The 24,426-nt window shown below is 62.2% G+C and carries 24 protein-coding genes; 12 read left to right on the forward strand and 12 right to left on the reverse strand.

The window, feature by feature from the left end; all coding sequences use genetic code 11:
• The first annotated feature begins 165 nt into the window (after nucleotides 1-165).
• Together RB548_RS09275 and RB548_RS09280 are read left to right on the forward strand one after the other, a co-directional pair.
• Nucleotides 166-513 carry a hypothetical protein gene (locus RB548_RS09275; RefSeq protein WP_331374638.1) on the forward strand — a complete coding sequence of 116 codons (348 nt, stop codon included), beginning with the start codon at nucleotides 166-168 and terminating at the stop codon, nucleotides 511-513.
• Nucleotides 514-636: 123 nt separating this feature from the next.
• Nucleotides 637-840 (forward strand): hypothetical protein, encoded by a 204-nt coding sequence (locus RB548_RS09280; protein ID WP_331374639.1) that lies wholly within the window; start codon nucleotides 637-639, stop codon nucleotides 838-840.
• A gap of 100 nt (nucleotides 841-940) precedes the next feature.
• Here RB548_RS09280 and RB548_RS09285 read toward each other — a convergent pair whose 3' ends face one another.
• Entirely contained in the window at nucleotides 941-1,648 is a 708-nt protein-coding gene (locus RB548_RS09285) for a DUF1194 domain-containing protein (protein WP_331374640.1), read from the reverse strand.
• Between the two features lie 108 nt (nucleotides 1,649-1,756).
• Between RB548_RS09285 and RB548_RS09290 the strand changes: the two genes are divergently transcribed.
• A complete protein-coding gene (locus RB548_RS09290; RefSeq protein WP_331374641.1) occupies nucleotides 1,757-3,691 on the forward strand; it encodes a BTAD domain-containing putative transcriptional regulator in 1,935 nt (644 codons plus the stop codon).
• Between the two features lie 9 nt (nucleotides 3,692-3,700).
• On the opposite strand, the gene RB548_RS09295 is transcribed toward RB548_RS09290, so the two are convergent.
• The 3 genes from RB548_RS09295 to RB548_RS09305 form a co-directional block, all read right to left on the reverse strand.
• Nucleotides 3,701-4,774: a GGDEF domain-containing protein gene (locus RB548_RS09295; protein WP_331374642.1), complete on the reverse strand. Its 1,074-nt coding sequence runs from the start codon at nucleotides 4,772-4,774 to the stop codon at nucleotides 3,701-3,703.
• A 255-nt stretch (nucleotides 4,775-5,029) separates the two neighbouring features.
• Nucleotides 5,030-5,995 carry a CDF family Co(II)/Ni(II) efflux transporter DmeF gene (dmeF, locus tag RB548_RS09300; RefSeq protein ID WP_331374643.1) on the reverse strand — a complete coding sequence of 322 codons (966 nt, stop codon included), beginning with the start codon at nucleotides 5,993-5,995 and terminating at the stop codon, nucleotides 5,030-5,032.
• Entirely contained in the window at nucleotides 5,992-6,282 is a 291-nt protein-coding gene (locus tag RB548_RS09305) for a metal/formaldehyde-sensitive transcriptional repressor (RefSeq protein WP_331374644.1), read from the reverse strand. The genes dmeF and RB548_RS09305 overlap by 4 nt, the downstream gene beginning before the upstream one ends.
• 438 nt (nucleotides 6,283-6,720) lie before the next feature.
• Between RB548_RS09305 and RB548_RS09310 the strand changes: the two genes are divergently transcribed.
• A complete protein-coding gene (locus RB548_RS09310; RefSeq protein ID WP_180937943.1) occupies nucleotides 6,721-7,725 on the forward strand; it encodes a GlxA family transcriptional regulator in 1,005 nt (334 codons plus the stop codon).
• A gap of 256 nt (nucleotides 7,726-7,981) precedes the next feature.
• On the opposite strand, the gene RB548_RS09315 is transcribed toward RB548_RS09310, so the two are convergent.
• Entirely contained in the window at nucleotides 7,982-9,226 is a 1,245-nt protein-coding gene (locus tag RB548_RS09315; RefSeq protein ID WP_331374645.1) for a GGDEF domain-containing response regulator, read from the reverse strand.
• 415 nt (nucleotides 9,227-9,641) lie between these two features.
• Complete coding sequence (locus RB548_RS09320; RefSeq protein ID WP_331374646.1) at nucleotides 9,642-10,475, reverse strand: response regulator; 834 nt, start codon at nucleotides 10,473-10,475, stop codon at nucleotides 9,642-9,644.
• Nucleotides 10,476-10,742: 267 nt separating this feature from the next.
• On the opposite strand from RB548_RS09320, the gene RB548_RS09325 reads away from it, so the two are divergent.
• Nucleotides 10,743-11,576: a Hint domain-containing protein gene (locus RB548_RS09325; protein WP_331374647.1), complete on the forward strand. Its 834-nt coding sequence runs from the start codon at nucleotides 10,743-10,745 to the stop codon at nucleotides 11,574-11,576.
• Nucleotides 11,577-11,892: 316 nt separating this feature from the next.
• Here the strand turns inward: RB548_RS09325 and RB548_RS09330 are convergent, their stop codons facing one another.
• Nucleotides 11,893-13,509 (reverse strand): SMc04171 family calcium-binding repeat protein, encoded by a 1,617-nt coding sequence (locus RB548_RS09330; RefSeq protein WP_331374648.1) that lies wholly within the window; start codon nucleotides 13,507-13,509, stop codon nucleotides 11,893-11,895.
• A gap of 287 nt (nucleotides 13,510-13,796) precedes the next feature.
• Here RB548_RS09330 and RB548_RS09335 point away from each other — a divergent pair, with 287 nt between their 5' ends.
• The 3 genes from RB548_RS09335 (at nucleotide 13,797) to RB548_RS09345 (ending at nucleotide 16,013) form a co-directional block, all read left to right on the forward strand.
• Nucleotides 13,797-15,206, forward strand: a complete 1,410-nt coding sequence (locus RB548_RS09335) for an adenylate/guanylate cyclase domain-containing protein (protein WP_331374649.1) — start codon at nucleotides 13,797-13,799, stop codon at nucleotides 15,204-15,206.
• An 84-nt stretch (nucleotides 15,207-15,290) separates the two neighbouring features.
• Nucleotides 15,291-15,536 carry a hypothetical protein gene (locus RB548_RS09340; RefSeq protein ID WP_331374650.1) on the forward strand — a complete coding sequence of 82 codons (246 nt, stop codon included), beginning with the start codon at nucleotides 15,291-15,293 and terminating at the stop codon, nucleotides 15,534-15,536.
• A gap of 69 nt (nucleotides 15,537-15,605) precedes the next feature.
• On the forward strand, nucleotides 15,606-16,013 hold the full coding sequence (locus RB548_RS09345; protein WP_331374651.1) for a GFA family protein: 408 nt from the start codon (nucleotides 15,606-15,608) through the stop codon (nucleotides 16,011-16,013).
• A 109-nt stretch (nucleotides 16,014-16,122) separates the two neighbouring features.
• On the opposite strand, the gene RB548_RS09350 is transcribed toward RB548_RS09345, so the two are convergent.
• The 4 genes from RB548_RS09350 to RB548_RS09365 all read right to left on the reverse strand — a co-directional run bounded on the left by RB548_RS09350 (nucleotide 16,123) and on the right by RB548_RS09365 (nucleotide 19,792).
• Nucleotides 16,123-16,803, reverse strand: coding sequence for a peroxiredoxin-like family protein (locus RB548_RS09350; protein ID WP_331374652.1), 681 nt, complete (start codon nucleotides 16,801-16,803; stop codon nucleotides 16,123-16,125).
• Nucleotides 16,804-16,887: 84 nt separating this feature from the next.
• Nucleotides 16,888-17,955, reverse strand: coding sequence for a cyclic nucleotide-gated ion channel (locus RB548_RS09355; RefSeq protein WP_331374653.1), 1,068 nt, complete (start codon nucleotides 17,953-17,955; stop codon nucleotides 16,888-16,890).
• A 100-nt stretch (nucleotides 17,956-18,055) separates the two neighbouring features.
• On the reverse strand, nucleotides 18,056-18,619 hold the full coding sequence (locus tag RB548_RS09360) for a DinB family protein (protein WP_331374654.1): 564 nt from the start codon (nucleotides 18,617-18,619) through the stop codon (nucleotides 18,056-18,058).
• Between the two features lie 93 nt (nucleotides 18,620-18,712).
• Complete coding sequence (locus RB548_RS09365; protein WP_331374655.1) at nucleotides 18,713-19,792, reverse strand: class I SAM-dependent methyltransferase; 1,080 nt, start codon at nucleotides 19,790-19,792, stop codon at nucleotides 18,713-18,715.
• A gap of 169 nt (nucleotides 19,793-19,961) precedes the next feature.
• Between RB548_RS09365 and RB548_RS09370 the strand changes: the two genes are divergently transcribed.
• From RB548_RS09370 to RB548_RS09380, 3 genes are all read left to right on the forward strand, one after another.
• Nucleotides 19,962-21,011, forward strand: coding sequence for a GlxA family transcriptional regulator (locus tag RB548_RS09370; protein ID WP_331374656.1), 1,050 nt, complete (start codon nucleotides 19,962-19,964; stop codon nucleotides 21,009-21,011).
• A 221-nt stretch (nucleotides 21,012-21,232) separates the two neighbouring features.
• Nucleotides 21,233-21,892: a dihydrofolate reductase family protein gene (locus tag RB548_RS09375; protein ID WP_331374657.1), complete on the forward strand. Its 660-nt coding sequence runs from the start codon at nucleotides 21,233-21,235 to the stop codon at nucleotides 21,890-21,892.
• Between the two features lie 147 nt (nucleotides 21,893-22,039).
• Nucleotides 22,040-22,459, forward strand: coding sequence for a CBS domain-containing protein (locus tag RB548_RS09380; RefSeq protein ID WP_331374658.1), 420 nt, complete (start codon nucleotides 22,040-22,042; stop codon nucleotides 22,457-22,459).
• 268 nt (nucleotides 22,460-22,727) lie between these two features.
• On the opposite strand, the gene RB548_RS09385 is transcribed toward RB548_RS09380, so the two are convergent.
• Entirely contained in the window at nucleotides 22,728-22,991 is a 264-nt protein-coding gene (locus tag RB548_RS09385) for a hypothetical protein (RefSeq protein WP_331374659.1), read from the reverse strand.
• A 459-nt stretch (nucleotides 22,992-23,450) separates the two neighbouring features.
• Between RB548_RS09385 and RB548_RS09390 the strand changes: the two genes are divergently transcribed.
• Nucleotides 23,451-24,386, forward strand: coding sequence for a FecR family protein (locus RB548_RS09390; RefSeq protein ID WP_331374660.1), 936 nt, complete (start codon nucleotides 23,451-23,453; stop codon nucleotides 24,384-24,386).
• Nucleotides 24,387-24,426 lie beyond the last annotated feature (40 nt).

Here is a 24,426-nt window from a genome sequence, read left to right on the forward strand (position 1 = left end):
CGTGAGCGATAGTCAAGCTGCAAGGAAGATCCAGGGCAGAATCGGGATTAGGGCGCAGCGGGTTTACCGCCTCGCATCCGCCGAAACTCAAGAGGAACCGATCCCGTTCATGCTTCTGGGTTGGCCCAAGTCCAAGGCAGTGCGATCTCGGAAAGGAAGAAGCTCATGTCCGCGTTGACACTGGTGATTACGCCGCACGGCAATGCCTCATACATAAAGATCGACGGGCAGATGGCCGCGACCACGGTCAAACAGGACACGGTCATCCGGCTTCAACCGGAAACCGTGGCGCTCTCCTCGATGATCCCTGGCGACGGCGACATCGTCCTCGCCATCCTGTCGCACGCCCGGTCCTTCATCGACCGGATCGCCACGAGGCGGCGCGCCAACAACCTCGCCAGGAATCGGGTGGAAACCCGCCGCGAATTGGCGAAACTTCCCGCGAGGGTCAGGAATGACCTGTTACTCGCGGAACAACAGCCGGTGACGCTTTCGGATAGAGTTGTTTCGTAAGGCGGCAACCGATCACCATGTTTGATGAAAAGCATCAAACATATTCGTTGGAATGATGAATGGGGTTGCACCATATTAGCTTTCATGGTCGCGACCTTTTGAGAAGCTCAGAAGGAACCAGAAATGTCTACGAACCAGTTTTCATCATCGAGCCACGGGCTGTCCGCCCTGCCCGGCCTTTTCAATCTGCGCGCACGCGCCTGGGCCGCATGGAAGCGGCACCGCAATGAAGTCGTCCTGGAAAGCCTGTCCTACGACACGCTGAAGGATATCGGTTTCCCGTCCGCTGACGACGAGGTCCACGAGGTGCAGAAGACCCAGCAATGAGCGCCGATAGCAAATATCCTCCCGCCCGATGTCGGGCAATACTTGACCTCTGAAGGGCATTCCCGCAACGGAATGCCCTTTTTGTTTGGGCGGACGACTTTCAGTCATGCAAACGGGCAACGATCTGCGGCGACAGTTCCCTGATCAGTTTTCTCCGGATGGCCGCCGCAAAATCGGCCTCGTTCCTCACATCCATCACAAAGGCATCAGCGCCGAGAATCACCTCGCTGGCATAGTAGCTTGCCAGGTCCTCCTCCTCATCCGAGATGGTCAGTGCATTGACGGTGACGCCCATTTTCCGAGCGCGCAGGCGCGCCGCATATAGGGAAGCACGCTGTCGCTGCTTCGGAGCGACCGTTTCCTTGCCGTCACCCGAGATGTTGACGATCGATCTCTCGGCGCAAAAGCGCGGATCGGCCAACAGATCCAGCGCCGACCAGATGCCACTGCCGATATCGGTATTGCCGAAGACCAGCCGCTGGTTACCTTCGATCTCGCGCGCGAAGGTCTCCGCGCCGTGTCCGTGGTAGACCACGTGCCAATCGAGCTTCTGGACCGCAAATTCGCCATCACCCCAGAAGACCGCCGACAATGCCACGACGCCCGCCCTGTTCAAGGCCGACTGGACGCCGTTGTCCCGGAAGGCCGCCGCGATCGCCGATTTCTGGAAGGCATATTCCTCCTCGGAGATGCTGCCGGATCCGTCGACGGCAAGCACCAGCGCAACGTCGACGCAGGCATGCGGCTCGGACGCCGCCGGCGTGCAAAGGAACAGAGCCGACATGGCGGCCGCCAGCGCGTTGCGCATGTCCCCCTCCTGGCCTGACGCTCCCCAGCATCACCCGAATTGACTATGGCAGAAGAGCGCTTCCTTGCTGTTATAGTGCCGTTACACTGTCCGTTAGAGGTAGCTTAATTGGCATTCAGGTTGCGCCTGCTTGGCCGTTTCCAACTGCTTTCGGCGACCGGCGAAAGCATCGCCATAACTTCGCGCAAGCATCAGGCCCTGATCGCCATGCTCGCGCTCTCGAATGGCAAGCCGATTTCGAGGTCCAAGCTGGCCGGGCTCTTGTGGGCGGAGCGGCCGGAAGACCAGGCCCGCAACAATCTCCGCCAGGCCTTCTTCACCATCAGGCATGCGGTCGAGGGGCACGGCCCCTCGCCGTTCCTGATCGACAATGAGAGCGGCTGGATCGCGGACGGAGAAGTCGTAACCGACATCCAGGGGCTTATCGAGGGCGCAAGGATGGGCATCGTCCCGCCAGAACCGGACGCTTTCGATGGCGAATTTCTTGAGGACCTGAATTTCAAGGATGAAACGCTCGAGGCATGGCTCCGCATCGAGCGGGATCGGCATCACAATTTGCTGGTTGATTGTCTCACAGGCCTGACCGAACGCCTCGAGAAGGCGGGCGATGCTGCTCGGGCGCTGCTGGCCGCACAATGCCTGCTGCGTCACGATCCCTATCACGAACCGTCTCACCGGGTCGTTCTGCGCCGTCATCTTGCGCGCGGCGATCGCGCCCGGGCAATCAGATATTACGACACCCTGAAGACGCTCTTCGAAACCCATCTGGGCGTGCTGCCGGATGCGGAGACGCAGCAGCTCGTCAATCGGATCCGCGACCATCAGAGCCCATCGCGGGCGGTGGATCTCGCCAACAGCAAGCCAAGGGTGGCGATCCTGCCGATCATCAGCCTGTCCGCCGGCAGCGACCACGATATCGTCGACGAGTCCCTGACGCGAGAGCTCATCGGCGAACTCGGCCGCTTCTCGCCGATCTCGGTCGTCGCAGCGGCGACGATGCTTGCCGTCGGCGCGAGGCAACACACGATCGAGGAGATCGGGAAGCAGGTTGGTGCGGACTACGTCGTTGAAATCGCGTTCCAGGGGCTCGGGGAAGCGGGATGGACCTTGGTACAGCTTATCGCCGTGCAAAACGGAACGCAGATATGGAGCCGGAAATATTCCGCCGTGGCGGCCGACCCGTCTGACGCCCAGGATGCGCTTGCGCGCAGGATCAGCGGCAATCTCTACCAGACCATAATGCGGCACGCGGCGAGCCGATCGGCCATGGAGCCCGAAGATACGATGGCCGGGGAGAAGCTCTATCTTCAGGTCTTCTCTCATGTCGAACGGCCGACACTGAACGGCATGATCCGGGCGCGGCGGCTGTGCGACCGCCTGCTGGCGATCGATCCCAATCACGTGCTCGTTCGCGAAAGCCTCGCTTGGATATCCTTCCATTGCTGTTTCAACGGCTGGCTCGCTGATCCGCTGCGCGGCTTCTGCGAGGCGCGCGATGCCGCGCTCACCGGATTGGCCCTCGACGACCGCGAACCCTACCTCCTGAGCGCGCTCGGGCTTGCGGAAACCTATCTCGGAAATATCCGGTCCGGCCTCGACAGCTTAGGAAGGGCCGTCGAGCTCAATCCGAACGACGCCGAGTTTCACACATGGCTCGGCATTGGACTCACATTCGCCGATCGGATCGATGAGGCGCATGCCGCCTTCGACGAGGCGGATCAGGCGAGCCCCGACTATCCGCCGATCTTCCTGTTCCGCGGCGACGCCCATCTGGCCGCCGGAAACGACGAGGCAGCCGTTTTCTATCTGGACCGCTTCCTGACCGTGCTTCCGGAATATCACTGGGGCCGGCTCCTCAGGGCAGCGGCGCACGAGGCGCTCGGCGATGCGGCAACGGCCCGACAAGGGGTGTCGCATGTCCGCGCGAATGCCGCGCGGCTGAACGGCCATTACATCGAAAGACTGCTGCAGGCACGCGCAACCGAATTCCGGCAGAAACTCTGGTCGCGGCTGGAGGCGGCGGGCTTGCCGTGGTCCGGATGATATCGGCATTTAGGTCGGGCTGAACTCTACCCTGTTGCGGCCGCTTTCCTTCGCCCTGTAGAGCGCGACGTCCGCCTGCTTCAGCGCCACGGCGAGGTCGACGATGCCGTGATGCCAGTGTCCGCCGACACTGGTGGTGACCCTGATTTGCCTGCCGTCGACCTCGACGCCTGCCCCTTGCACATTCTGCCGTATGCGCTCCGCCAAAAGCCTTGCGTTGCCGAGTTCCGTGTTCGGCAGGAAAACGACGAACTCCTCGCCGCCTATTCTGGCTACGACATCGCTTTGCCGCACTGTTTCGCTCAAAAGGCGCCCGACGGATTGCAGCACGATGTCGCCGACGTCGTGGCCATTGGCATCGTTGACGTGCTTGAAATGGTCGAGATCGACCACCAGCAGCGCCGAACCGGTACGGTTGCGTTCCTGCGCCTGGCGTTCGTACCGCTCCTGGAAGCTGCGCCGGTTCAGAAGACCGGTCAGGGGATCGGTCTTTGCTTCATTGCTGAGCCTTGACTCGCGCGCCGCGTGCCGCCGCTCCCTTTCGATGAAGCTACCGAGAATGACCGCACCCAGGAGATTGAAGCCAGTGCTGAAGAGGCCGACCTCCGTGAGCAGCTTCATTCGCAGATCAGCGGGTAGCAGCACAGTGCCGAGCAGGCTCACGGAAATCATCGCGCCGAGCACAAGAAAGCTCACGAAGGTGCCCTTCAAGCGCGATCGCACCGATCGCTCCCACACCGCTCCCATAAGATAGGCAATCACCATCGATGCCAGGCCTGCCGGCATCCCGACGCCGCCGGCATGGATGCGCGCGATCGCCGTAATGACCAGGGTTGCGGAAGCGCCGAGCGGACCGAAGAAAGCACAAGCGCAGCCGACGATGAGGTTGCGCGCGTCGACCAGCACCCCGGAGCCGATATAGATCGGCTGTAGAACCGCGATCGCCGCGGCACCACCGAACAGCACCCCCATGACCGCCTTATGGAGCGCCTTCGACATGCGCCGGCGCAGCAACGAGCCGTAGAAGATGGCCAGCAACGCCATCAGACCCAGACTGTTGAAAAAATGCATCGTACCGTTCACACACGTCTTCCTTACGGCGCCTTGGTACGCTCGATAGCCTAACGGATGCTTGCGTTCCAGATGCAACTTCCTGCGACTTGCCGACGCAACCCGCGGTCGCGTCGGTAGACGACGGCCGGGGCCTGCCGCCGTCAACGGCGCCGTGCGTCTTTTCAGACGCATGGAGGACGCTGTAGCACTTTGAATTGCCGCATGTTTCCTTAAATCGGTTACGATTTAAGGAAACATGCGGTCGGCTGGCGGGGCGCGCCGAAGTCACGCCGCCCGGCGCTCGACTTCGACGGTGACGTGGGACAGCTCGTGCAGATGCGCGAGCTTGTCGCGGTAGAGCGACGGGCTTTGCGGATTTTCCGTCAACAGCGAGACGATGGCGCCGTGATGGCCTGGGCCAAGCTGCCAGACGTGGAGATCGGTGATGCGGTCGCCGTCCTTCTCGATCGCGGCGCGGATCTCGTCCGGCAAGTCCTCGCCGGTCGGAATGTAATCCAGGAGGACGCTGCCGGCATCGCGGATCAGGCCGACGGACCAGCGGGCGATCACCACTGCGCCGACCACGCCCATCAACGGATCGAGCCAGATCCAGCCATAGACGCTCCCCGCCGTCAGCGCGACGATTGCCAGAACCGAGGTCAAGGCATCCGCGAGCACATGCAAATAGGCGGCGCGCAGATTGTTGTCACGGCCGCGGCCGGCAGCGCCGTGCTTGTGATGATGATCGTCGTGATGGTGATGATGATCGTGAGCGTGATGATGATGCGAGTGATCGTCGCTAAGCAACCACGCGCTGACGAGATTGACGGCGAGGCCGAGGACGGCGACGGAAATCGCCTGCGGGAAGCTGATTGCGACCGGGTTCATCAGACGGAGAAGGCTTTCCCAGCCGATCAACAGCGCAATCAGTGCCAGCACGATCGCGCTCGCAAAACCGGCGAGATCGCCGAGCTTGCCGGTGCCGAAGGTGAAACGGCGGTTGCGGGCGTTGCGTCGGGCGTAGAGATAGGCGAGCGCAGCGATCAGCATGGCGGCCGCATGCGTGGACATATGCCAGCCATCGGCGACGAGCGCCATCGAGCCATAATACGTGCCCGCCGCGATCTCGGCGATCATCATACCCGCCGTCAGCGCAATGACGAACCAGGTGCGGCGCTCGTTGCGCCGGTGATCGTCGCCAAGAAAGACATGGTCGTGCCCGGTCGAGGCGGAAGCGTGCGCCCTGCTCATTTAAGGTACCTCCTGACAACTTCGATCAGTTCGTCGGCGCCCTGCTCGCGAGCGCGCTGTTCCTGCTCACGATCGTCGCCCGTGCCCGGGGCGGCCACATGCTCGCGAATATGATCCTCGATCAGTTCGACAGTTAGGCCCTGGACCGCGCCACGCACGGAGGCCACCAGATTGAGAACTTCGCCGCAGGGCCGCTCAGCCTCGAGCGCACGCTCGATCGCCTCCATCTGTCCCCTGAGGCGACGGACGCGGGCGAGCAGCTTGGCCTGGTTGCGGATCGTATGCATAGCATAGGGGAGTACCCTATATTCGTCTTATATGCAAGCGTGTCGGAAGCGGAGGCGCAGCCATAAGGGGGCGGCTCAGCAAGCATCCAGTAGCGTGAGGTCGCGATGCAACCTTGGCCCACACGACCCTTGTCAGATACCGACACAGCCCGCACCCGCTGCGAGGACGTCGCAATCGGCAATGCTGCAACCACAAGCCGCAGGCGCGACCACCACTCAGCCTGAGCGGCGTTTGCCAGATTGCGCCATGCGCTCCGGGCATTGTGTCGCTTTTTCACAAAACTGCCGGAAAGCCGCTCCAAATGACCGAGATCGCCGCCATGTCGCAATGGGAAATCCCTTCCCAGTCGCGGCTTTCCATGTCAATGTCGCAAATTGACAAGCCGAGCAAGCTGTTCCAAGCGACCAATATGCGTAGCTTAGAGCCTGGGAGGACTCATGAACAAACCCCTGACCAAAAAGCGTTCGCTCGTTTTCTTTCTGGTGCCGAACTTTTCCATGCTGCCCTTCTCGGCAGCGATCGAAACGCTCCGCATCGCCAACCGGATGCTCGGTTACGAGGCTTATACATGGCGCCTCGCCTCGACCGATGGTCAGAAGGTCTTTTCCTCCGCCGGCATAGCTCTTGAGGTCAACACCTCGCTTGCCGACGAGCGCAAGTTCCTCGCCGGCGAGAACCGGCCCTCGATGGTGCTCGTCTGTTCCGGCATCTATGTCGAGGATTTCCAGAACAAGTCGGTCAATGCCTGGCTGCGCGAGGTCTATAATCGCGGCGTCGCCGTCGGCAGCCTCTGTACCGGCGCCCATGTGCTGGCGTCCGCCGGGCTCCTGACGGGCAAACGCTGCGCGATTCACTGGGAAAACCTGCCCGGCTTCTCCGAAAGTTTCCCCCAGGCCGAGGTCTATGCCGACCTCTACGAGATCGACAGCAACATCTATACCTGCGCCGGCGGCACCGCCTCGCTCGACATGATGCTGAACCTGATCGACCAGGATTTCGGCGAGAACCTCGTCAACAGGGTCTGCGAACAGGCGCTGACCGACCGGGTGCGCGGGCCGCATGACCGCCAGCGGCTGCCGCTCAGGGCCCGCCTCGGCGTGCAGAATTCCAAGGTTCTGTCGATCATCGAGCTGATGGAGAGCAACCTCGCCGAGCCGCTGTCGCTGCTCGAGATCGCCGAGAACGCCGATCTTTCACGTCGCCAGATCGAACGGCTTTTCCGCCAGGAAATGGGCCGTTCGCCGGCGCGCTACTATCTGGAGATCCGGCTCGACCGCGCCCGTCACCTCTTGATCCAGTCGTCGATGCCGGTGGTGGAAGTGGCCGTTGCCTGCGGCTTCGTCTCGGCCTCGCACTTCTCCAAGTGCTATCGAGAACTCTACAATCGCTCGCCCCAGCAGGAGCGCGCCGAGCGCAAGCTGACGCTGCAGATGGCGCGCTGAATTTCCAGCACCGTACCCCGACCTCGCAGGGCCGTCTGCGGCCTTCCTACGGCAATCTCTTCCGACATGAAGAGATCGCCGTAATAGGCTGAAGTATTTGCAACATCGTCTCGTTTAAGCCATCGAAGGCGATCACGGCGCGGAAGACCCTTCGGTCACATCAAACAGGATCACGACGATCTTTGGCTGGACTCAACCCGCTTTGAATCAACACGCTTCCAGGCAGAGGCCGCTATAGGCCTTTTCGGGGAAAGCCCTACGACGCCAGCGTGTCGAGCAGCGTCAATTCTGACATCACCCGGTTTCGCCCGGCATGTTTCGCCATGTAGAGGAACTGGTCGGCCGCGTGCAGGTAGTTGTCGAAGGCTTCCGGGACCTCGATGGTCGCAAGCCCGATCGAGATCGTGATCGTCAGTTCCTCGTCGTCGGCGACGATCTTCGACCGTTCCAGTTCAACCCGCAGCCGCTCACAAAAGTCGTAGGCGCGCCGCGCGTCAAGCCCGTTGAAGAGAATGCCGAATTCCTCGCCGCCGAGGCGCGCCAGCAGATGCTCCTCTCCAACGAGCGCCTTGAGCCGCCGCGCCACGTGTTTCAGCACGATGTCGCCGATCTCGTGGCCGTAGGTGTCGTTCAGGCGCTTGAAATGGTCGATGTCGAGAACGGCAATCGAAGTGCTGTCGCCGCGCCGCAGGCATTGCTCGACAAGCCGCGGGCCGGTGAGGAAGAAGTGGCGGCGGTTGTAGATGTTCGTCAGATAGTCGCTCGCCGCCAGGCGGCGCAACGCCTGCAAGCGCTTCTGCATGGCGGCGGCCTGCCCTACCCTGGCGCTGAATTCCGCCTCGAGGAATGGCTTGCGGATGAAGTCCACCCCGCCCGCCTCCAGGAAACGCGCCGCCAGACGGGCGTCGCCGTGATCGGAGAGGCCGATGATCGGGGTGGCCTCCTCGCCCTGGCGACTGCGGATTTCGGCGATGAGTGCCGTGCCGGTCATGTCGTCCAGTTCGGTATCCGTGACGATCAGATCGATCGCCTCGCCCGCATCGAGCAGCTGCAACGCGTCGCCAGCCGCGGACGCCTCGATGACGGAGAATCGCTGTCGACGCAAGAGACCGGCGAGATCGCAGCGGGACGCCTCGTTGCGATCTACGAGAAGCACGGTCGTCCGGCCCTCGGTCAGCGCCCGGTCGACGGCGGCGATCAGGCGCTCGATTGATTGCGGTTCGTGCTTGACGATGCAGCCCAGCACGTCCTTGCTCAGGATTTGCTCGCGCGTCCCGTCGTTGAAGGCACCGGTAAAGACGATCGCCGGTATGTTGGTGGCGAGAACGAAATCGAGCGCCTCGCAATTCGGCGCGTCGGGCAGGTTGAGGTCGACCACTGCCAGCGAGAATTCGTCGGGCCCTGCGGCAAGCTCGCTCTTCACCGCTTCGAGCGTTCCGCAATGCGTGACCCGGGCACCGAGCGTGGTTTCCAGCCCGTATTTCAACGCCGTCGCGAACATGCGCGAATCCTCAACGAGCAGCAATCGCTTGTCGCGATGCTTCTGCGCGCTGTTCGCCTGCCCCGACGTGCGACGTAGTCTCACGGTCCCAGCAACCCCACCCCTGCAGCACCGGTATCTCGCCCCCGAGATGCCTGAAAACTGCAACCAATTGAATTCATGCACGTTTCCTGATTTCTGTTCAGTGATACATGCACTGGCCGCAGGCGTGCTCCATGAGGGTGACGCTGGCCAAAGAGTAACGCTTGCTCCGGCACGCACCTGCCGAGTTGCCATCCGGCAGCGCGCGCGCCCATCTTCCCCATTATTTTAAGTGGATTGAAAGGCCTGCCGGTTGCGATTCCGTTAACGCAGCAACCGGCAGTGCGAAATCCACAGCCGCAGGCCTGCCGCGGAACCTGAACGTGGCACGGGCTCAGGCCGGGATTTTAACCTTTCCGCTCAAGGTGCGGATCTTCGTCAGCGTGTCGAGGTTCTGGTTGACGCGGCAGTAGAATTCCTCGTTGACGAAGGGACGCACGACAAAATCGTTGCCGCCGGCCTTGAGGAAGCGTGCGGAAAGCAGCCGGTTGGTCGAGGACGAGACGCCGATGATGCGCAACTGATGCGGGCCGTGCGCCGCCCGGATCCGGCGCGTCAGCTCGAAGCCGTCGATGTCCGGCATGTTGTAGTCCGTGATGACGAGCGCGATGTCGGGATTGTTCTTCAGGATCTCGAGCGCCGCGGCACCGCTCTCGGCCGCGCTGGTGCGGAAATTGTAGCGTTTGAGTTGCGTCGTCAAAAGCGCCCGCGCCGTCGGGCTGTCGTCGACGATCAGCACGTGATGTTTCTGGTTGGTCAGGAACCGGCAGACAGACTCCGCCAGCATGTCGACGGCGAAGACGCTGTCCTTGATGACGTAATCGACAAGGTCCTTGGCAAGGATCGCCTCGCGCGTGCTCTCCTGGAACGAGCCGGTGAAGACGATCGTCGGCACGCTCATGTCGATCAGATAGTTCAGCGCTTCGCCGTTTTCGGCACCGGGCAGATTGATGTTGGAGATAGCGAGGGAAGCCGGAAAGGAGGCGTTCTCAACGGCGAACTGCAGATCCTCGTAGTCGCGGCAGACAATCACGTCGATGTCGAACAACTCCTTCAGCCGCTTCGAAACCATCGAGGCAAAGAGGTTTGAGTCCTCGGCAAGCACGATGCGGTGTTCGCCGAGGGATTCGCCGGAATAGTACATTCCGGAAACGCCGAAAAATGACATTGATCGCCTATGAGAAAGAGTGTCCCCGGCACGCATGCTAGGGGGAAAAGGCTTTATTGCGTGTTAATGCCGATCGACACCGGCCCGCCTTAGTTCCAGCTTCTCCCCTCTCCAAAAGCATAGTTCACCTCCACCTTGGTGGCAGTGAGTACGTCCGTTGCCGTATGCTTCAGAACGAATATGCGAATTTTCTCATTTGATGATCTGCGTCAGGATAGGCTGCGGTCGGTCTCGGGAAGCCGTGTGATGGAAAAGCGGGAGAGAACCATGCCATCAGCCAGAGAGCAGCGCCCGCAGCTCAATCGGGCAAGACGGCACTTCCTCGGTCTGGCTGCCGCGACAGGCGGCAGAATCGCCGCAATGGGCACGCTGGCCCTGACGACTTTCTTTCCGTCTTCGACAGCCCAGGCCCAGGCCGCAAAACCGGGAAACGGGCCGAAACCCGGCAAGCCGCCGGGGAACAACCCCGCTCAGGGCCCCAGATGTCTTCTTCGCGGCACGTCCATCATGACCCCGACGGGCGAGGTCCGGATCGAGGATCTCCGGATCGGTGATCTCGTGGAAACGGTGCGCGGCGAAGCCCACGCGATCAAATGGATCGGCCGCGATCTCTACCGGCGCAGCGGGGGCACCTGGAGCGACAGTGTCGTGCCGATCCGGATCTGCCGGCATGCCCTCGATGAGCATACGCCGCATCGGGATCTCTACCTCTCTCCCGGCCACGCCCTGTTCATCGACGGCGTCCTGATCAGAGTGCAGGATCTCATCAATGGGGCGTCGATTGCCCCTGCCCTCCCTCAAGACCAGCACGAGATCGAGTATTTCCATATCCTGCTCGATACGCATGAAGTGATCCTGGCGGAGGGCACCCCCGTCGAAACCTTCCTTCTCGAGGCTGGCAACCACGAGGATTTCACCAATTTCGCGGAATTCGCGCGGCTCTATCCGCGGCCGCAACCAGCGATGACGCCCTTTGCGCCGATCGTCGGCTATGGTGGGCGCGCACATCTGAAGGCTCTACTGCGCCTTGCAGCGGGCCGCTTCGCTCGGGAGCGCGGGCCGATCGAACAGGCCTATGAGAGAATTGCCGCACGCGCCTGACCGCTCGTCTGCCGATTGCACGCGCGGTTCTCGATGACTGCACCTTGCCGCCCGCCTTTGCTCCAACTCTTGGAACGATCTTGGGTCGGGTCGACCCACGATCGTCGCCAGCTACTGCATGTTTCCTTAAATCGTAGCCGATTTAAGGACAAAAACATGCAGCGATTCAAAGTGCTACTGCGTCCTTTGCGCGTCTGATAAGACGCGCGGCGCTGTAGAGCAATTCCAGGAAAAGTGTGTAACGGTTTTCCGTCCGGAACTGCGTAATTTCAAAGAGTTAGATCATTTCACTGTTTCAGAGAAACAATGAAGTGATCTAAGCGAGGACGATGTCGTCCGCCGAGAGGTCGGACAGCGAAACGTTGTCGAGCATGAGGCCAAACGTGCTGGATCCATTGAAGGCGATGTAGAGTCCGTCGGCCGTCTCGGTCGCCGCCGCAAGGAGGTCGGCGAAGCTGTCGATCCCGGTGACTGTGGAGGCGTGGCCGATGAACCGCAGCACGTCGCCCCCGTCAGCATCGAAGTCGGTGATATGGTCGACACCGTTGCGGGAAAGCGTATCGGAAGACCACAGGAAGGTATCGGCATCGATACCGCCCGTCATCACGTCACTGCCGGCACCGCCCCAAAGCAGGTCGTTGCCCGCCCCGCCGTCGAGGCGGTCGTTGCCGCCATTGCCGGTAAGCTGATCATTACCAGCAAGGGTTCGGATGAAATCGTCGCCGGAACCACCCTCGACCTGGAACGTCTCGATGTTGGTAAATATCAGCGTCTTGCCGAGCATGCCGGTCGCCGCGTCGAAACTGGTCGTCCCCGGAAGCGGCTGCGTCACATGGAGCGTATCGTTTCCTTGCCCGCCATCGATGATGCCGGATGGAGCGCTCACCAGGATCAGATCATCGCCGGCGCCGCCGTCGATGATCGTCTCGCCGTCGTCGAAGCTCGTTCCCGCGTCGTGGATCTCATCGTTGCCGGCGCCGCCCATCAGCACATCATTGCCGCCGACGCTGATCAGGATATCGTCGCCGGCGCCGCCATAAAGGGCGTCATCACCACCTCCGGAAGCTATGTAGTCCCTCCCGCCACTACCGAACACGTAGTTGTCGCCCTCGCCCATGTGGGCGCTCAGCGAGGACAGATTTCCGCCGATCAGCGTATCGTTGCCACTGCCGAGATCCACGGTGGCGACCTCGATGCCACTGATCCGCGTACCGGTCGAGGCAAAGCCCTGCGCGAAATCGACGGTCACGTCCTCGGTCCTTCCTTCGTCGGCCAGCGTGAGCGTATCCCGGCCGTTCCCGCCGTCGATTACCGCTGAGGAAAGAGTGGTGACGATGTTGTCGCTGTCGTCGCCGGCGTAGATGCGGTTCGCGCCACTCGTGTCGACAATGATGTCGCCGCCGCTGCCCGTGTCGATCGCGTCGTCGCCGAACATGCTGGTGCCGTCGTCGAGGTCGGTGCCGTAAGGACCGATAATGTCGTTTCCTGCCCCGGTCGAGATGACGTCGTCGGAGGCGGCCCCGAAGATCCGGTCGTCGCCGCTTCCGGTGGTCAGCACGAGCCTCTCGATACGGTTGAAGAAGATGTGGTCCCAATTGGACGTGTTGTAGCCGATGACGCCGTGGCCGTGCTCGCCGCTGAACCGGACCGTGGTGCTGACGCTGGAGAGGTCGACCACCAGCGTATCGAGGCCGGCCCCGCCGGTAACCGCGCCGCCGGTGCCGATCAGGGCGATCTGGTCGTCGCCCTCGCCACCGTCGAGGCGGTCGTAGCCGGCCCCGCTCGTCAGACGGTCGTCTCCTGCGCCAGCGTTGACGAGATCGTCGCCCTCACCCGCGTCGATCTCATCGTCCCCGATGAGGCTCCAGATGCGATCCTTCTCGTCGGTTCCTAGTAACGCGTCATTTCCGGCAGTACCCACGATAGTGGTCATGTTGCGCTCTCCCAGCCCAAAAATATAACTGCGAGAGCTCATTACTGTATTTTCAGTTGAAACGCCATACATGATTGAAACATACCTTTAGAAAACAACACACTAATTACTTTACTTCAAAATTTCAATTAGTATAACCAAATATATACTTGTCGAACCGCCAGCATCGTCGCGCTTAGCACGCCAGGTACCGTCGACAGCAAGATTTCGACAGCTTTTCGCCAAGGTCTGCACGGCGCCCGATCAAATCCCCTGACCACGCGCCGAATTCCGTATAGAATAGCGCGATGAATGAAGCTCAGACTCTGTTCGATGCGCTGCGCCAGTCGGTGAAGCCGGAGATTGTCGATGCCTTCGAGCGGTTCGTGCGGGATGCGCCGGACCGCAAGCTCTGCCGCATCAACGCGCTCGCGTTCGCGCGAGCCGAGGGGCTCAACGAGGAGCAGACGATCGCGGCCTTCCTCCATGCGTCCCATCACGGCATCTTCGAACTGTCCTGGAACGTGCTCTGCCCGGGTTGTGGCGGCGTGCTCGACGCCAATACCTCGCTCAAGTCCCTGCAGCAGGAGGAATATACCTGCGCGCTCTGTGCCGCCGGCTACGAGCCGACGCTCGACGAAATGGTTGAGGTGACCTTCACCGTGAGCCCGCGTGTGCGCCACATCGAGGCCCACAATCCGCACGAGCTGCCGCCGGCCGAATATTTCCGCCAGATCTACTGGGGCTCGGGCGTCGACTTGCCCGAAGAGGGTTATGAAGACAGGGTCGACGAGTTCATGATCGAGGCGCTCGAATTGCCGCCCGGCGACAAGGCGGTCATCGCGCTGCAGCTTCCGGCGGAATTCGTGATCATCTTCGAGCCTGTGACGCACGCGGCGCAATTCGTCGAGGTGGCCGGGGAGCCGACCAAGGAGCGAAGGAACCTCGCCCTGGTCTTTGACCGCGGCCACCGCCACGGCGAGACCTTGCGCCTCCAGCCCGGGCCGCTCAGGATCCAGGTGGAGAACCACGCCGAAGTGCGCACCCTGCCCTCGGTCTGCATCGCGAACGACGCGCTCCACGGCATGCTCGGCCGCCGCCGGCCCTTCCTGACGGCCAAGCGCCTGCTTTCCAACCAGACGTTCCGCGATCTCTATCGCACCGACACGATCGACGTCGACCAGCGGCTGAAAATCACCAGCCTCACCTTCCTTTTCACGGACCTCCGCGGCTCGACCGAGCTTTACGAGCGTGTCGGCGACCTTGCGGCCTTCGATCTCGTCAGAACGCATTTCGCTGTCTTGAACGAAATCGTCGCGGCCGAAGCCGGCGCGGTCGTCAAGACGATCGGTGATGCGGTGATGGCGACCTTCCCGACACCGGACCGGGCAGTTGCAGCGGCGATGCGGATGCGCGATGCGATGCGCGAACTCAACGAAGAGCGCGGCAGCGAGGACCTGCTGCTAAAGATCGGCATCCACGAAGGGCCGTGCATCGCCGTTAACCTCAACGAGCGTCAGGACTATTTCGGCCAGACCGTCAACATCGCCTCGCGCGTCCAGCATCTCGCCACCTCGCGCGAGATCTTCGCCACCGGTTCGGTGGTGGAGGATCCGCGCGCATCGAGACTCCTCAGCGACCGCGGCCTCAATCCCATGTCGCACAATGTCACGCTTCGCGGCATCACCAACGAGATCAGCATTTTCGCGATCCCGTGAACGCAGACGCTGCTACAGCGCCGCCCCGTTCATCACCAATTCAGGCGCGGTGGCTGAATATTACGGCGATGGAAGGAGAGCGATATGCGCATCCAGCTTGTCCTGCTTGCGGCCGTGACGATAACTGCCAGCGCGGCGGTGGCCGGGAGCCAATCGTCGAATTCGAGTTCGAACAGTTCGTCCAACAACGGCATCGTCAGCGAACGGGTCGTTGAAACCCACTGCGAAGATGGCCGTTGTCAGCGCTACCTTCTACGCCGGCTATATCGCGATGACGACTACTCCGACGACCGACGCTTTCGCGAACGCTACCATGACGACGACGATTGAGGTCATATCTAATCACGGGCATCTTCTTGGCCCTGAATAGGCTGAGAACAACGCCCCACGAGGTGCGCCATGCGTTCCCGAACAGCCTCCTGCGCCTGCGGGCAATTGCGGATTGAAGTCCGGGGCGAACCGCTCGGCGTCGGCGTTTGCCACTGCTTCGCCTGCCAGCGCCGAACGGGCAGCGTCTTTGCGGCGCTCGCGGCCTTCGCCGTACCCTACGAGGTCACCGGCACCGCGACCGAATATGTGCGCGTCGGCGATCAGGGTGCGCGGTTCAGGTTCCGCTTCTGCCCCGTCTGCGGGACGAACCTCTTCCACACCGAGGAGGGGTACGAAGAGTCCTCGGTGGCGGTCGCCGTCGGCGCCTTCGCCGACCCCAGCTTTCCGCCGCCCGAAGATTCGGTCTATGACTGCCGCAGACATTCCTGGGTGCAACTGCCGGAGGGGATAAGGACTTACGAAAAGGATCCGACTTAGATCATTTCATTGTTTCACTGAGAAGATCTAACTCTTTGAAATGCCGCAATTCCGGACGGAAACCGTTAGACGCTTTTCCTGAAATTGCTCCAAAACACGCGCCGCAAAGTCAGTGTCCGAGATTGTCGGCGGCCGCGATGATCTCGGCCGCGGTCGGGAAGGTGCAGAGGCCGTCCGGTCCCTCGCGCGCCTCGAGCTGAGCCCAGTGGATGATGCCGGCTGCGTCGACGAGGAAGTGCCCGACGAGCTGCGTGCCGTGCTTTGCAAAGATCGCATTGTCGGTTTCGTCCGGCTCGAAACCATCCTTGGCGTTGAGCACGCCGTTGGCTTCCATCGGCTGCAACGCCTGCGGCAGCTCGCCGGTCGGATTGATTCGCGCCGCCTGGAACTGCTCGACCTTCGCGCGGGACGGCCATTCCGCCGCTTCGTCGCTGCCATCGGCCAGGAACTCGACGCGCCGCAGGCCGAAGGCCCTGTGCGTGTGGCAATCGGGATCACAAAGAAGCGTTACCGGCGTCGGCTGGTAGCGGAAATAGAGGCGCGCGCGCTCGACAGGCGTGTTGATCACGGCGAGCGTCTCGACCCCGGTGGCGTGAAGCACAGGCTGGACACGGGCAAGCTGCTTCACCTGGCGCCGGCAGAACGGGCAGTGCAGCCCGCGAAAGAAACCCATCAGAAACGGGCGACCGCGCAGGCTGTCGAGGGAGACTATCCCTTCGGCATTCGCGGCGGGCAGCGCGAAGCCGGGCGCCGGATCTCCGGGCCGCAGCGGACCTGTCGGTTCTGCCATCGGATCGTTCCCCCGTTGCGTCGCTGAGACGAAGCGTGACCGTAGCACGTGTCGCGGGAAGGCACAGTGCCGAATCCGGTTCCATCAAGCCTTCGGGATCGCGCTGCGCCGTTCGAGCGCGGTCTTGCGGATGATGTCAGAGATGTCCGGGTTGCTGGCGGACAGCATCTGGAAATCCTCCGCGTGCAGCGACAGCAGCGAGACCTCGGTCGTGGCGCTGACGGTCGCCGAGCGGGGCTCACCGCTGATCAGCGCCATCTCGCCGAAAAAGCTGCCGGGGCCGAGCTCGATCGGGTCCGGCGTCGCGACGCAAACGCGGCCCTCGACGATGAAGTACATCTGGTCGCCCGCCTCGCCCTTGCGGCAGATCACGGCGCCGGCCGGCACGACACGCGGCCTCAGCGCTCTGACGATCTCGACCAGCGCGGACGAGCCGAGGTTCTGGAACAGCGGCACGGCGGCGACCAGCTGCCAATTGCGCACGAAGTCCTGGCGACGGACTTCGGCGTAGAAGCCGGTTGCAAGGAGGCCGGCCCAGAGCGCGAAGATGCCGATGCCGCACATCATGACCAGCCCGGCCAGCACGCGGCCGGCGAAACTATGCGGGATCGCGTCGCCGTAACCGGTGGTCGACAGCGTGACAACGGCCCACCACATCGCCTGCGGAATGCTGCCGAATTTATCCGGCTGGACGTCGCGCTCGATGATATACCCCGCGAGCGCCGCAGCGAACAGCACGAGGCCGAAGACCGATGTGACGCCAATCAGGTTTCGCGCCTCGTTGACAATCACCCTGCCCATCAGCCGGAAGAACGTGGAATTTCTGAGCGGCTTAAAGAGCCAGATGGCGCAGAAAAGGTCCTGATTGCGGGTGGAGGCGAACAGGAAGCCGGCCATAGGCACCAGAACGGCCAGCACATCGATGGCGACCGCCGGTGTGCTGTCCTGGCGACCTTTCGCGCGCCGCACGACCAGCGTCTCGATCAGTTGCAGGACATAGACACCCCAGATACCGACGAGCAGGACCTGCAGGCCGAGCCTCACCCGCTCGGTGATATCCGGTGTGGTAAGCGCAGCAACCGCCACCAGCCCAACCGCTGCGAGCAGCCCGTTGAACGGCGCGGAAATCTTCGAGAAAGGCCGTGCCGACATCAATGCCCCCGAGCGACGGACGACAGTCCTACAATAGGACGCCTTGGGGCCGAGCGCAAAGGCTGCGAGACGGTCCGCGGCTACGAGGCTGTCGGTCGCCCTATCGCGTCAGCTGAGCTTCGGTCCAACCCATTGCCTTGAGGTCCTCAGCTCGCGCCGCGCCGTTGTCGGTAAGGATGAATTCGTCGATCTGCGGTGGGGGGACGCTCGTTCCCGATAGCATCGAATGGATCTGGCCGCGGTGGTGCTGGCCGTGCATGAAAACGTGAAGCAGCGTATCGGCGACGGTTTCGGCGATTGTCCTTTCCGGCCAGGGAATGCTGATCTCGCGTGAAAGTTCCTCTGCCGTCAGGCTCTCGCTGAAATCGACCAGCCATTCGTCGACCTCTGCCCGTTCGATCGAAAATTCGTCCGCCGTGGCGCGGCTCCCCGGCGGTCTCGCCAGGCCGCGCCGTTCGCCGCGCAGCGTGTCGATATAGTATCGATCGGCATTCAGAAGATGGACCATCGTCTCCTTGAGCGACGGGAAGAACGATGTTCGGGACGCCTCCCATTCACCGGGGTTGAGCGCCATGCAGGCGCGATCCAGCCGCGCATTGGCGAGACGAGCATTGCGCGCAAGCTGGCGATAGGGCCGGCATATCAAATCCTGCGAAGAGGTCATGGCGGGCATAGTGAGATGTTTGCGACGGCGCGTCCAGCTGCCAATTGTCTGTCTTGTGGTGCGCCGCTCGGCGCGCCACAAGACAGTATCGTTTCAGAGCCGCGCCTCGAGGATCAGGTTGAACGGCGTCTCCAGCGCCCGGCGGAAGCGGCTGAAGCCGGCCTTGCGGAAGACGTCCGCGAGCCGTGCCTCGCCGGCCTGGGCGCCGAGCACCAGATGGCCGCCGTCCGAGATCGCATGGGCGCAGCAGATCGTCGTGGAGGCTGCGTAGTAGATCCGGGCGACCGGCGACACGTTGTCTTCGACCCGATCATTGGCAAAGGGCTCCACCAGCATTACCGACCCCTCGCCTGCAATCGCCTTTACCGCATGCGCCGCCGCGGCGACCGGGTTGCCCATGTCATGGAGGCAGTCGAAAAAGCAGATGAGATCGTAGTCCGCGCCCGGGTAACTGTCCGCGCGCGCGCTCGCAAAGGTGACCCGATCCGAAACGCCGGCTTCTTCCGCGACCTTGCGCGCCTCAGCAACCGATTCCGGGTGGATATCGAAGCCATGGAAGCGTGATGCCGGAAAGGCCTTTGCCATCAGCACCGTCGAATGCCCGTGCCCGCACCCGACATCGGCGACACGCGCGCCGGTCCTTAGCTTCTTCTCGATGCCGCCGCTGAGAGCGGGCAGCCACTCGGCCACCAGGCTGGCCTTGTAGGCGTTCCTGTAGAAGGCCGCGACGCCGCAATAAAGCCGGCCGTCGTGATCTCCCCAGGCAATGCCCTTGCCGCTGCGGAAGGCCTCCACCGCCTTGTTCTCGTCCGCCCACATGGACGCAGGAACGGCCCAGGCATGGGGGATGAAGACAGGACTGTCTTCCTCGGCCAGCACAAGCGCCTGCTCCGGCGAGAGCTCGTAAGTGCCGCTGCTGGCATGGTAGGTCACATAGCCGCCTGCCACCTGGGAGCCGAGCCATTCGCGCACATAGCGTTCGGCGCAATCCGCACGGTTCGCCAGTTCATTCGAGGTCAGCGGGCCGGCGCCGGCCAGCGCCTTGTAGAGGCCGAGGCGGTTGCCGAGGCTCACCATCACGCCGCCGTAACCCGCCGAGAGATCGCCGATCGCCCGCGAGACGATCGCATCGAGCTTCGCCTGGTCGATCTTGTTATTTTCTACGTTTGCCATGTTCTTGCTCCTGTCATCGGTCTGAAGGTCCAAGGATTTGCAGAGGATCGCATCTGATGTGACCGAGCGGCAGAGCGGAATTGTCCGGAACCGGGCCATTTGCGCCATAAGCCGTGCCGCGGTAGAACTCGTTTGCCGACGTGGCGCCACCCGTCCGATGGGATTCGAGATGCCGCGCAACACCGCCGAGACCGGATCGAACCCGCTTCACGTGAGCCTCATCGCCATTCCCGAGGCCGTGGTGTCGACGCTGAGCGGCATCTTCGACGTGATGAACGCCTTTGCTATCCTGCCGTCTCCCGGCCAGGCATCGGTTCCCGCGCCGCCGTTCCGGGTCGAGATCGTGGGGTTGTGGTCCGGCCCGCTGGAACTCGCCAGCGGCGTGCCTGTGATGGTGCAGCGTGGCATCTCCGCCATCGAAACCACCGACATCGTCATCGTCCCCTCGGTCCTGCTCGGGCCGGACGGCTGGCAGACAGGCCGGCATCCGGAACTGGTCGATTGGCTGAGCGCCATGCATCGCCGCGGCGCGCTCCTGTGCTCGGCCTGCTCGGGCCTTTTCCTGCTTGCCGAGACGGGGCTTTTCGATGGCGTCGATGCCACGGTGCATTTCGGCTATGCCCACGCCTTTCACAACGCCTTCCCGAAGGTGACGATCCACCCCGAGCGCGTGCTGGTCGTTGCCGGGGACCGCGAGGAGTTGATTACCTCAGGCGCCTCCATGACCTGGCACGATCTGGTGCTCTATCTGATCGCCCGCCACGCCGGAGCAACGGCGGCCCAGGCGGTCGCCCGCTATTTCGCTCTGCAATGGCATCAGGACGGGCTCGCACCTTACATCGTCTTCGAGGGGCGCAACGACCACGGCGACGTCGCGATCCAGACGGCGCAAGAATGGATCGCAACGCATTTCTCGGTCGCCAATCCGCTGGAGGAGATGGTCCTCCGCGCCGGGCTTGCCGAACGCACCTTCAAACGCCGCTTCACCGGCGCCACCGGCCTCAGCCCGATCGCCTATGTCCAGCGCCTGAGGATCGAGGATGCCAAGCGCCGGCTCGAACGGACGGAAGCCCCAGTCGATGAGATCAGCTGGCAGGTCGGTTACGAGGACCCGGCCTTCTTCCGCCGCCTGTTCAAGCGCGTCACCGGACTGACGCCGGGAAGCTATCGCCGGCGCTTCATGATTCCCGACTACGCCCAGCCGCCGCGGAAGGAATAGGCGCTTCGCGGAGCTCCGCTACCGAAGATGCGCTCGCAATATTTTCGCGAGCCGTGTCGGTTTCATTCGCCGCCGGGCGTCCTACTGCATGTTTCCTTAAATCGCAGCCGATTTGAGGATAAAAACATGCAGCAATTCAAAGTGCTGCAGCGTCCTTTTGCGCGTCTGAATAGACGCGCGGCGCTGTAGATACTGACACAAGGATCACGAAGGAGAACGCAATGAGAAAGATCGTTGTTGGTGCATTTGTAAGTCTCGACGGAGTGATGCAGGCGCCGGGCGGGCCGGAGGAGGACCCGATCGGCGGCTTCAAGTTTGGCGGCTGGGTGGCCCCCTATTTCGACGAGACGATGGGTGCGGCAGTGGACGAGATGTTTGCCAAGCCGTTCGATCTTCTGCTCGGCAGGAAGACCTACGACATTTTCGCGGCGCACTGGCCTTATGCCGGCGCCGACGATCCGATCGGCACCTTGTTCGACCGCATCACCAAATTTGTCGCAACGCGCAATCCGGATTTCAAGCTCGGCTGGCAGAACAGCCAGACCCTCGGCAGCGACGTTGTCGCGACGCTCCGGAAGCTGAAGAGCGAGGACGGGCCGGATCTCCTGACGCAAGGGTCGACCGACCTGCTGCAGACGCTTTTCCGCAATGATCTCGTCGACGAGATGTATGTGTCGATTTTCCCGGTCGTGCTCGGCAAGGGCAAGAAACTGTTTGGCGACGGCGCCTCCCCGATGGCGCTGAAGCTCGTCAGTTCGAAGGTCTCCGGCTCTGGAGTGACCGTGAACAAATACGTGCGCGCCGGCGAGATCGTCACCGGCTCGTTCGAGTTCGAGCAGCCGACTGAAGCGGAACTGGAGCGGCGGAGAAACCTGACCTGAGCGGAGCGCTCATCGACCGCGCCGACCCTTTCGGGACCGCTCCGCCGATGGCGCGGGCGGTCCCGCCCTTGTGAGAATCCGACCGATATCAACGATTAGCCATGATTTCCGCCTATGCTTCGCCTTTGCCGAACAAGGGAGGTTACGATGAAAATTTCGGAAGCCATGCATTCTGGAGTACGTTGGATCTCGCCGGATACGGACCTGCGCACGGTGGCGCACATCATGAAGGACGAGGACATCGGCGCCCTGCCCGTCGGCGAAAACGACCGCCTGATCGGAATGGTCACGGATCGCGACATGGCGCTGCGCGCCTTCGCCAACGGCCATGATCTCGACGCGCTCACGGTGCGCGACGTCATGACGAACCAGATCGTCTTCTGCCGCACGAGCGAATCCCTCGAGGACGCCATCCGGCTGATGGAGGAAAAGAAAATTCGGCGGCTGCCGGTGATCAACGACGACAAGCGCATGGTCGGCATGCTGTCGCTCGGCGATATTTCCCATAGCAGCAGCCGGGAAATGACGGGCGAACTGCTCAAGGCCGTCAGCGGCCATCACGCCTAGACGCGGCTCATCGCGCAGACGCGCCCTGCTGCATGTTCCTTAAATCGGAGCCGACTTAAGGATGAAAACATGCAGCAACTCAAAGTGCTACAGCGTCCTTTGCGTGTCGGACAAGACGCGCGGCGCAGTAGAGATGTCGATGGTAAGGAGACGGCGCGCGGTGCCGCCTCCTTCGAGACGGCACGTGGCGCACGTCTAATTAATTGCAAGAGTTTCCCGCGCCGACGCCGCAAGACCGCTTGATCGCGCAAAGCGCGGCGACGATCGCCTATTTGAACAACACGGAGCCGTTGAGGATCTCGATCGTTTCGTCGCCTTGGAGGCCGATGCGGTCGCCGCTCGGCGCCGTGACGAAGCAGCCGCTCGGGCAGATCATTTCCGTCGCGCCGGATCCGATCGCAACTTCCATCCGGCTCTCGCCCTCGACGACGACCAGCACGGCGGTGTCGCCGTCCTTGTTCGTCACGGACGCAGCAAAAGCCGTTCCCGTCATAAGAATGCCGGAAAGCACCGCAATCAGAGTTGTCTTCATTGCCCACCGGCGCTGCCTGAGCGCCGCCCCTATACTGCCGGCCGCCGCGTCGTGTCGCGACCTCCGGCCCCCTCTTCAGTCCGCGCCAGCCTAAACCTGAGCGAGGCGAATTGCATGCTTTTTATCTCCGGACGGCTGAATGCCTCCTGAACGGCGGATCGGCGCGGGGAATTCATGCGGGGGGAGCACCGGCCCAATCGCGCCGGGCCACCCGATGCGGTCCGTAAAGCATTGATTTGCCGACGATTTTTCGATTTTTATTTTGGCCTGCGTGACTGGTAATCCGAACGGATTAGGAGACACCCTGCCCTGTCGCATGGTAAATAGTTAAGCAATTGCGAGCGGGGCCTAAGAACAAATGCCTCAAATATTTCAGTAAATCCCCGCTCTGACGAGTGATCACGCAGAACGACTACAGATTGTTTCAATCCAAAGTCGCCGTGATCCAGGAGGGGTGCCATGTCCTATTTGCGTGGCGCTGCAATCGTTGCACTCGGCTTGATTTTTTACAGTCCGGTGTCAATGGCCGCTGAAGCGATCGGTGAAGCGGTTCGGATCAGGACTGAAGTCAGAGGTGCGGGCGGTCCGCTGGCGGTCAAAGACCCGGTTTATCGGGACGAACGGATTCTCACCTCGAAATCCGGGCTGGGACAATTTGTGTTCCGCGACGGCACCAAACTGGCGGTCGGCTGGGGCTCGTCGGTCGTCATCGACAAATTCGTCTTCGACGACTCCAACAACTTGCAGAAGCTCAGCCTGAGGGCGACGAAGGGCACGTTCCGCTGGGTCAGCGGAAAGTCGAAAAGCACTGCCTACGAGATCCTGACGCCGGCCGGAACGATCGGCGTCCGCGGCACCGCCTTCGACTTCTATGTCGGCGGCGACGGAACGACGGCTCTCGTTCTGCTCAACGGAGAGGCCAGTTTCTGCGGCCCCGGCGGTTGCAAACAGCTGACAAGGCGTTGCGACTGCGTGGTTGCCAACCGCAACGGCAACGTCACCGACACGCGCCGCGTCAACCGCCGCATCCTGGAGGCCCTTGGGAACGAGGGAGCATTGCCGTTCCTTTCCGGCAACCAGCAGCTTTCCGGCGGGCTGGGTTGGGTCGGCGGCGGCTGCAGCATTCGTGCGGCGCTCCCAATTCCGCCAACACAGCCCGAGCGGTTCAAGCCCGAGAAAAAGCAGGCGCAGCAGCAGAAGCCGCCTCCGAAGCCGGACAAGCCGGACAAGCCGCCTCCAAAGCCGGACAAACCGGACAAGCCGCCTCCAAAGCCGGACAAACCGGACAAGCCGCCTCCAAAGCCGGACAAGCCAGAGACGCCGCGCCCGGATAAGCCGGAGAAGCCGCGTCAAGACCAGGACCGGCCGCGAGACGGCAGCCGCAACAACGGTTAGCAATTCCAGGAAAAGTGCGTAACGGTTTTCCGTCCGCAAT

This window comes from Sinorhizobium chiapasense (genome assembly GCF_036488675.1).
Classification (GTDB): Bacteria; Pseudomonadota; Alphaproteobacteria; order Rhizobiales; family Rhizobiaceae; genus Sinorhizobium; species Sinorhizobium chiapasense.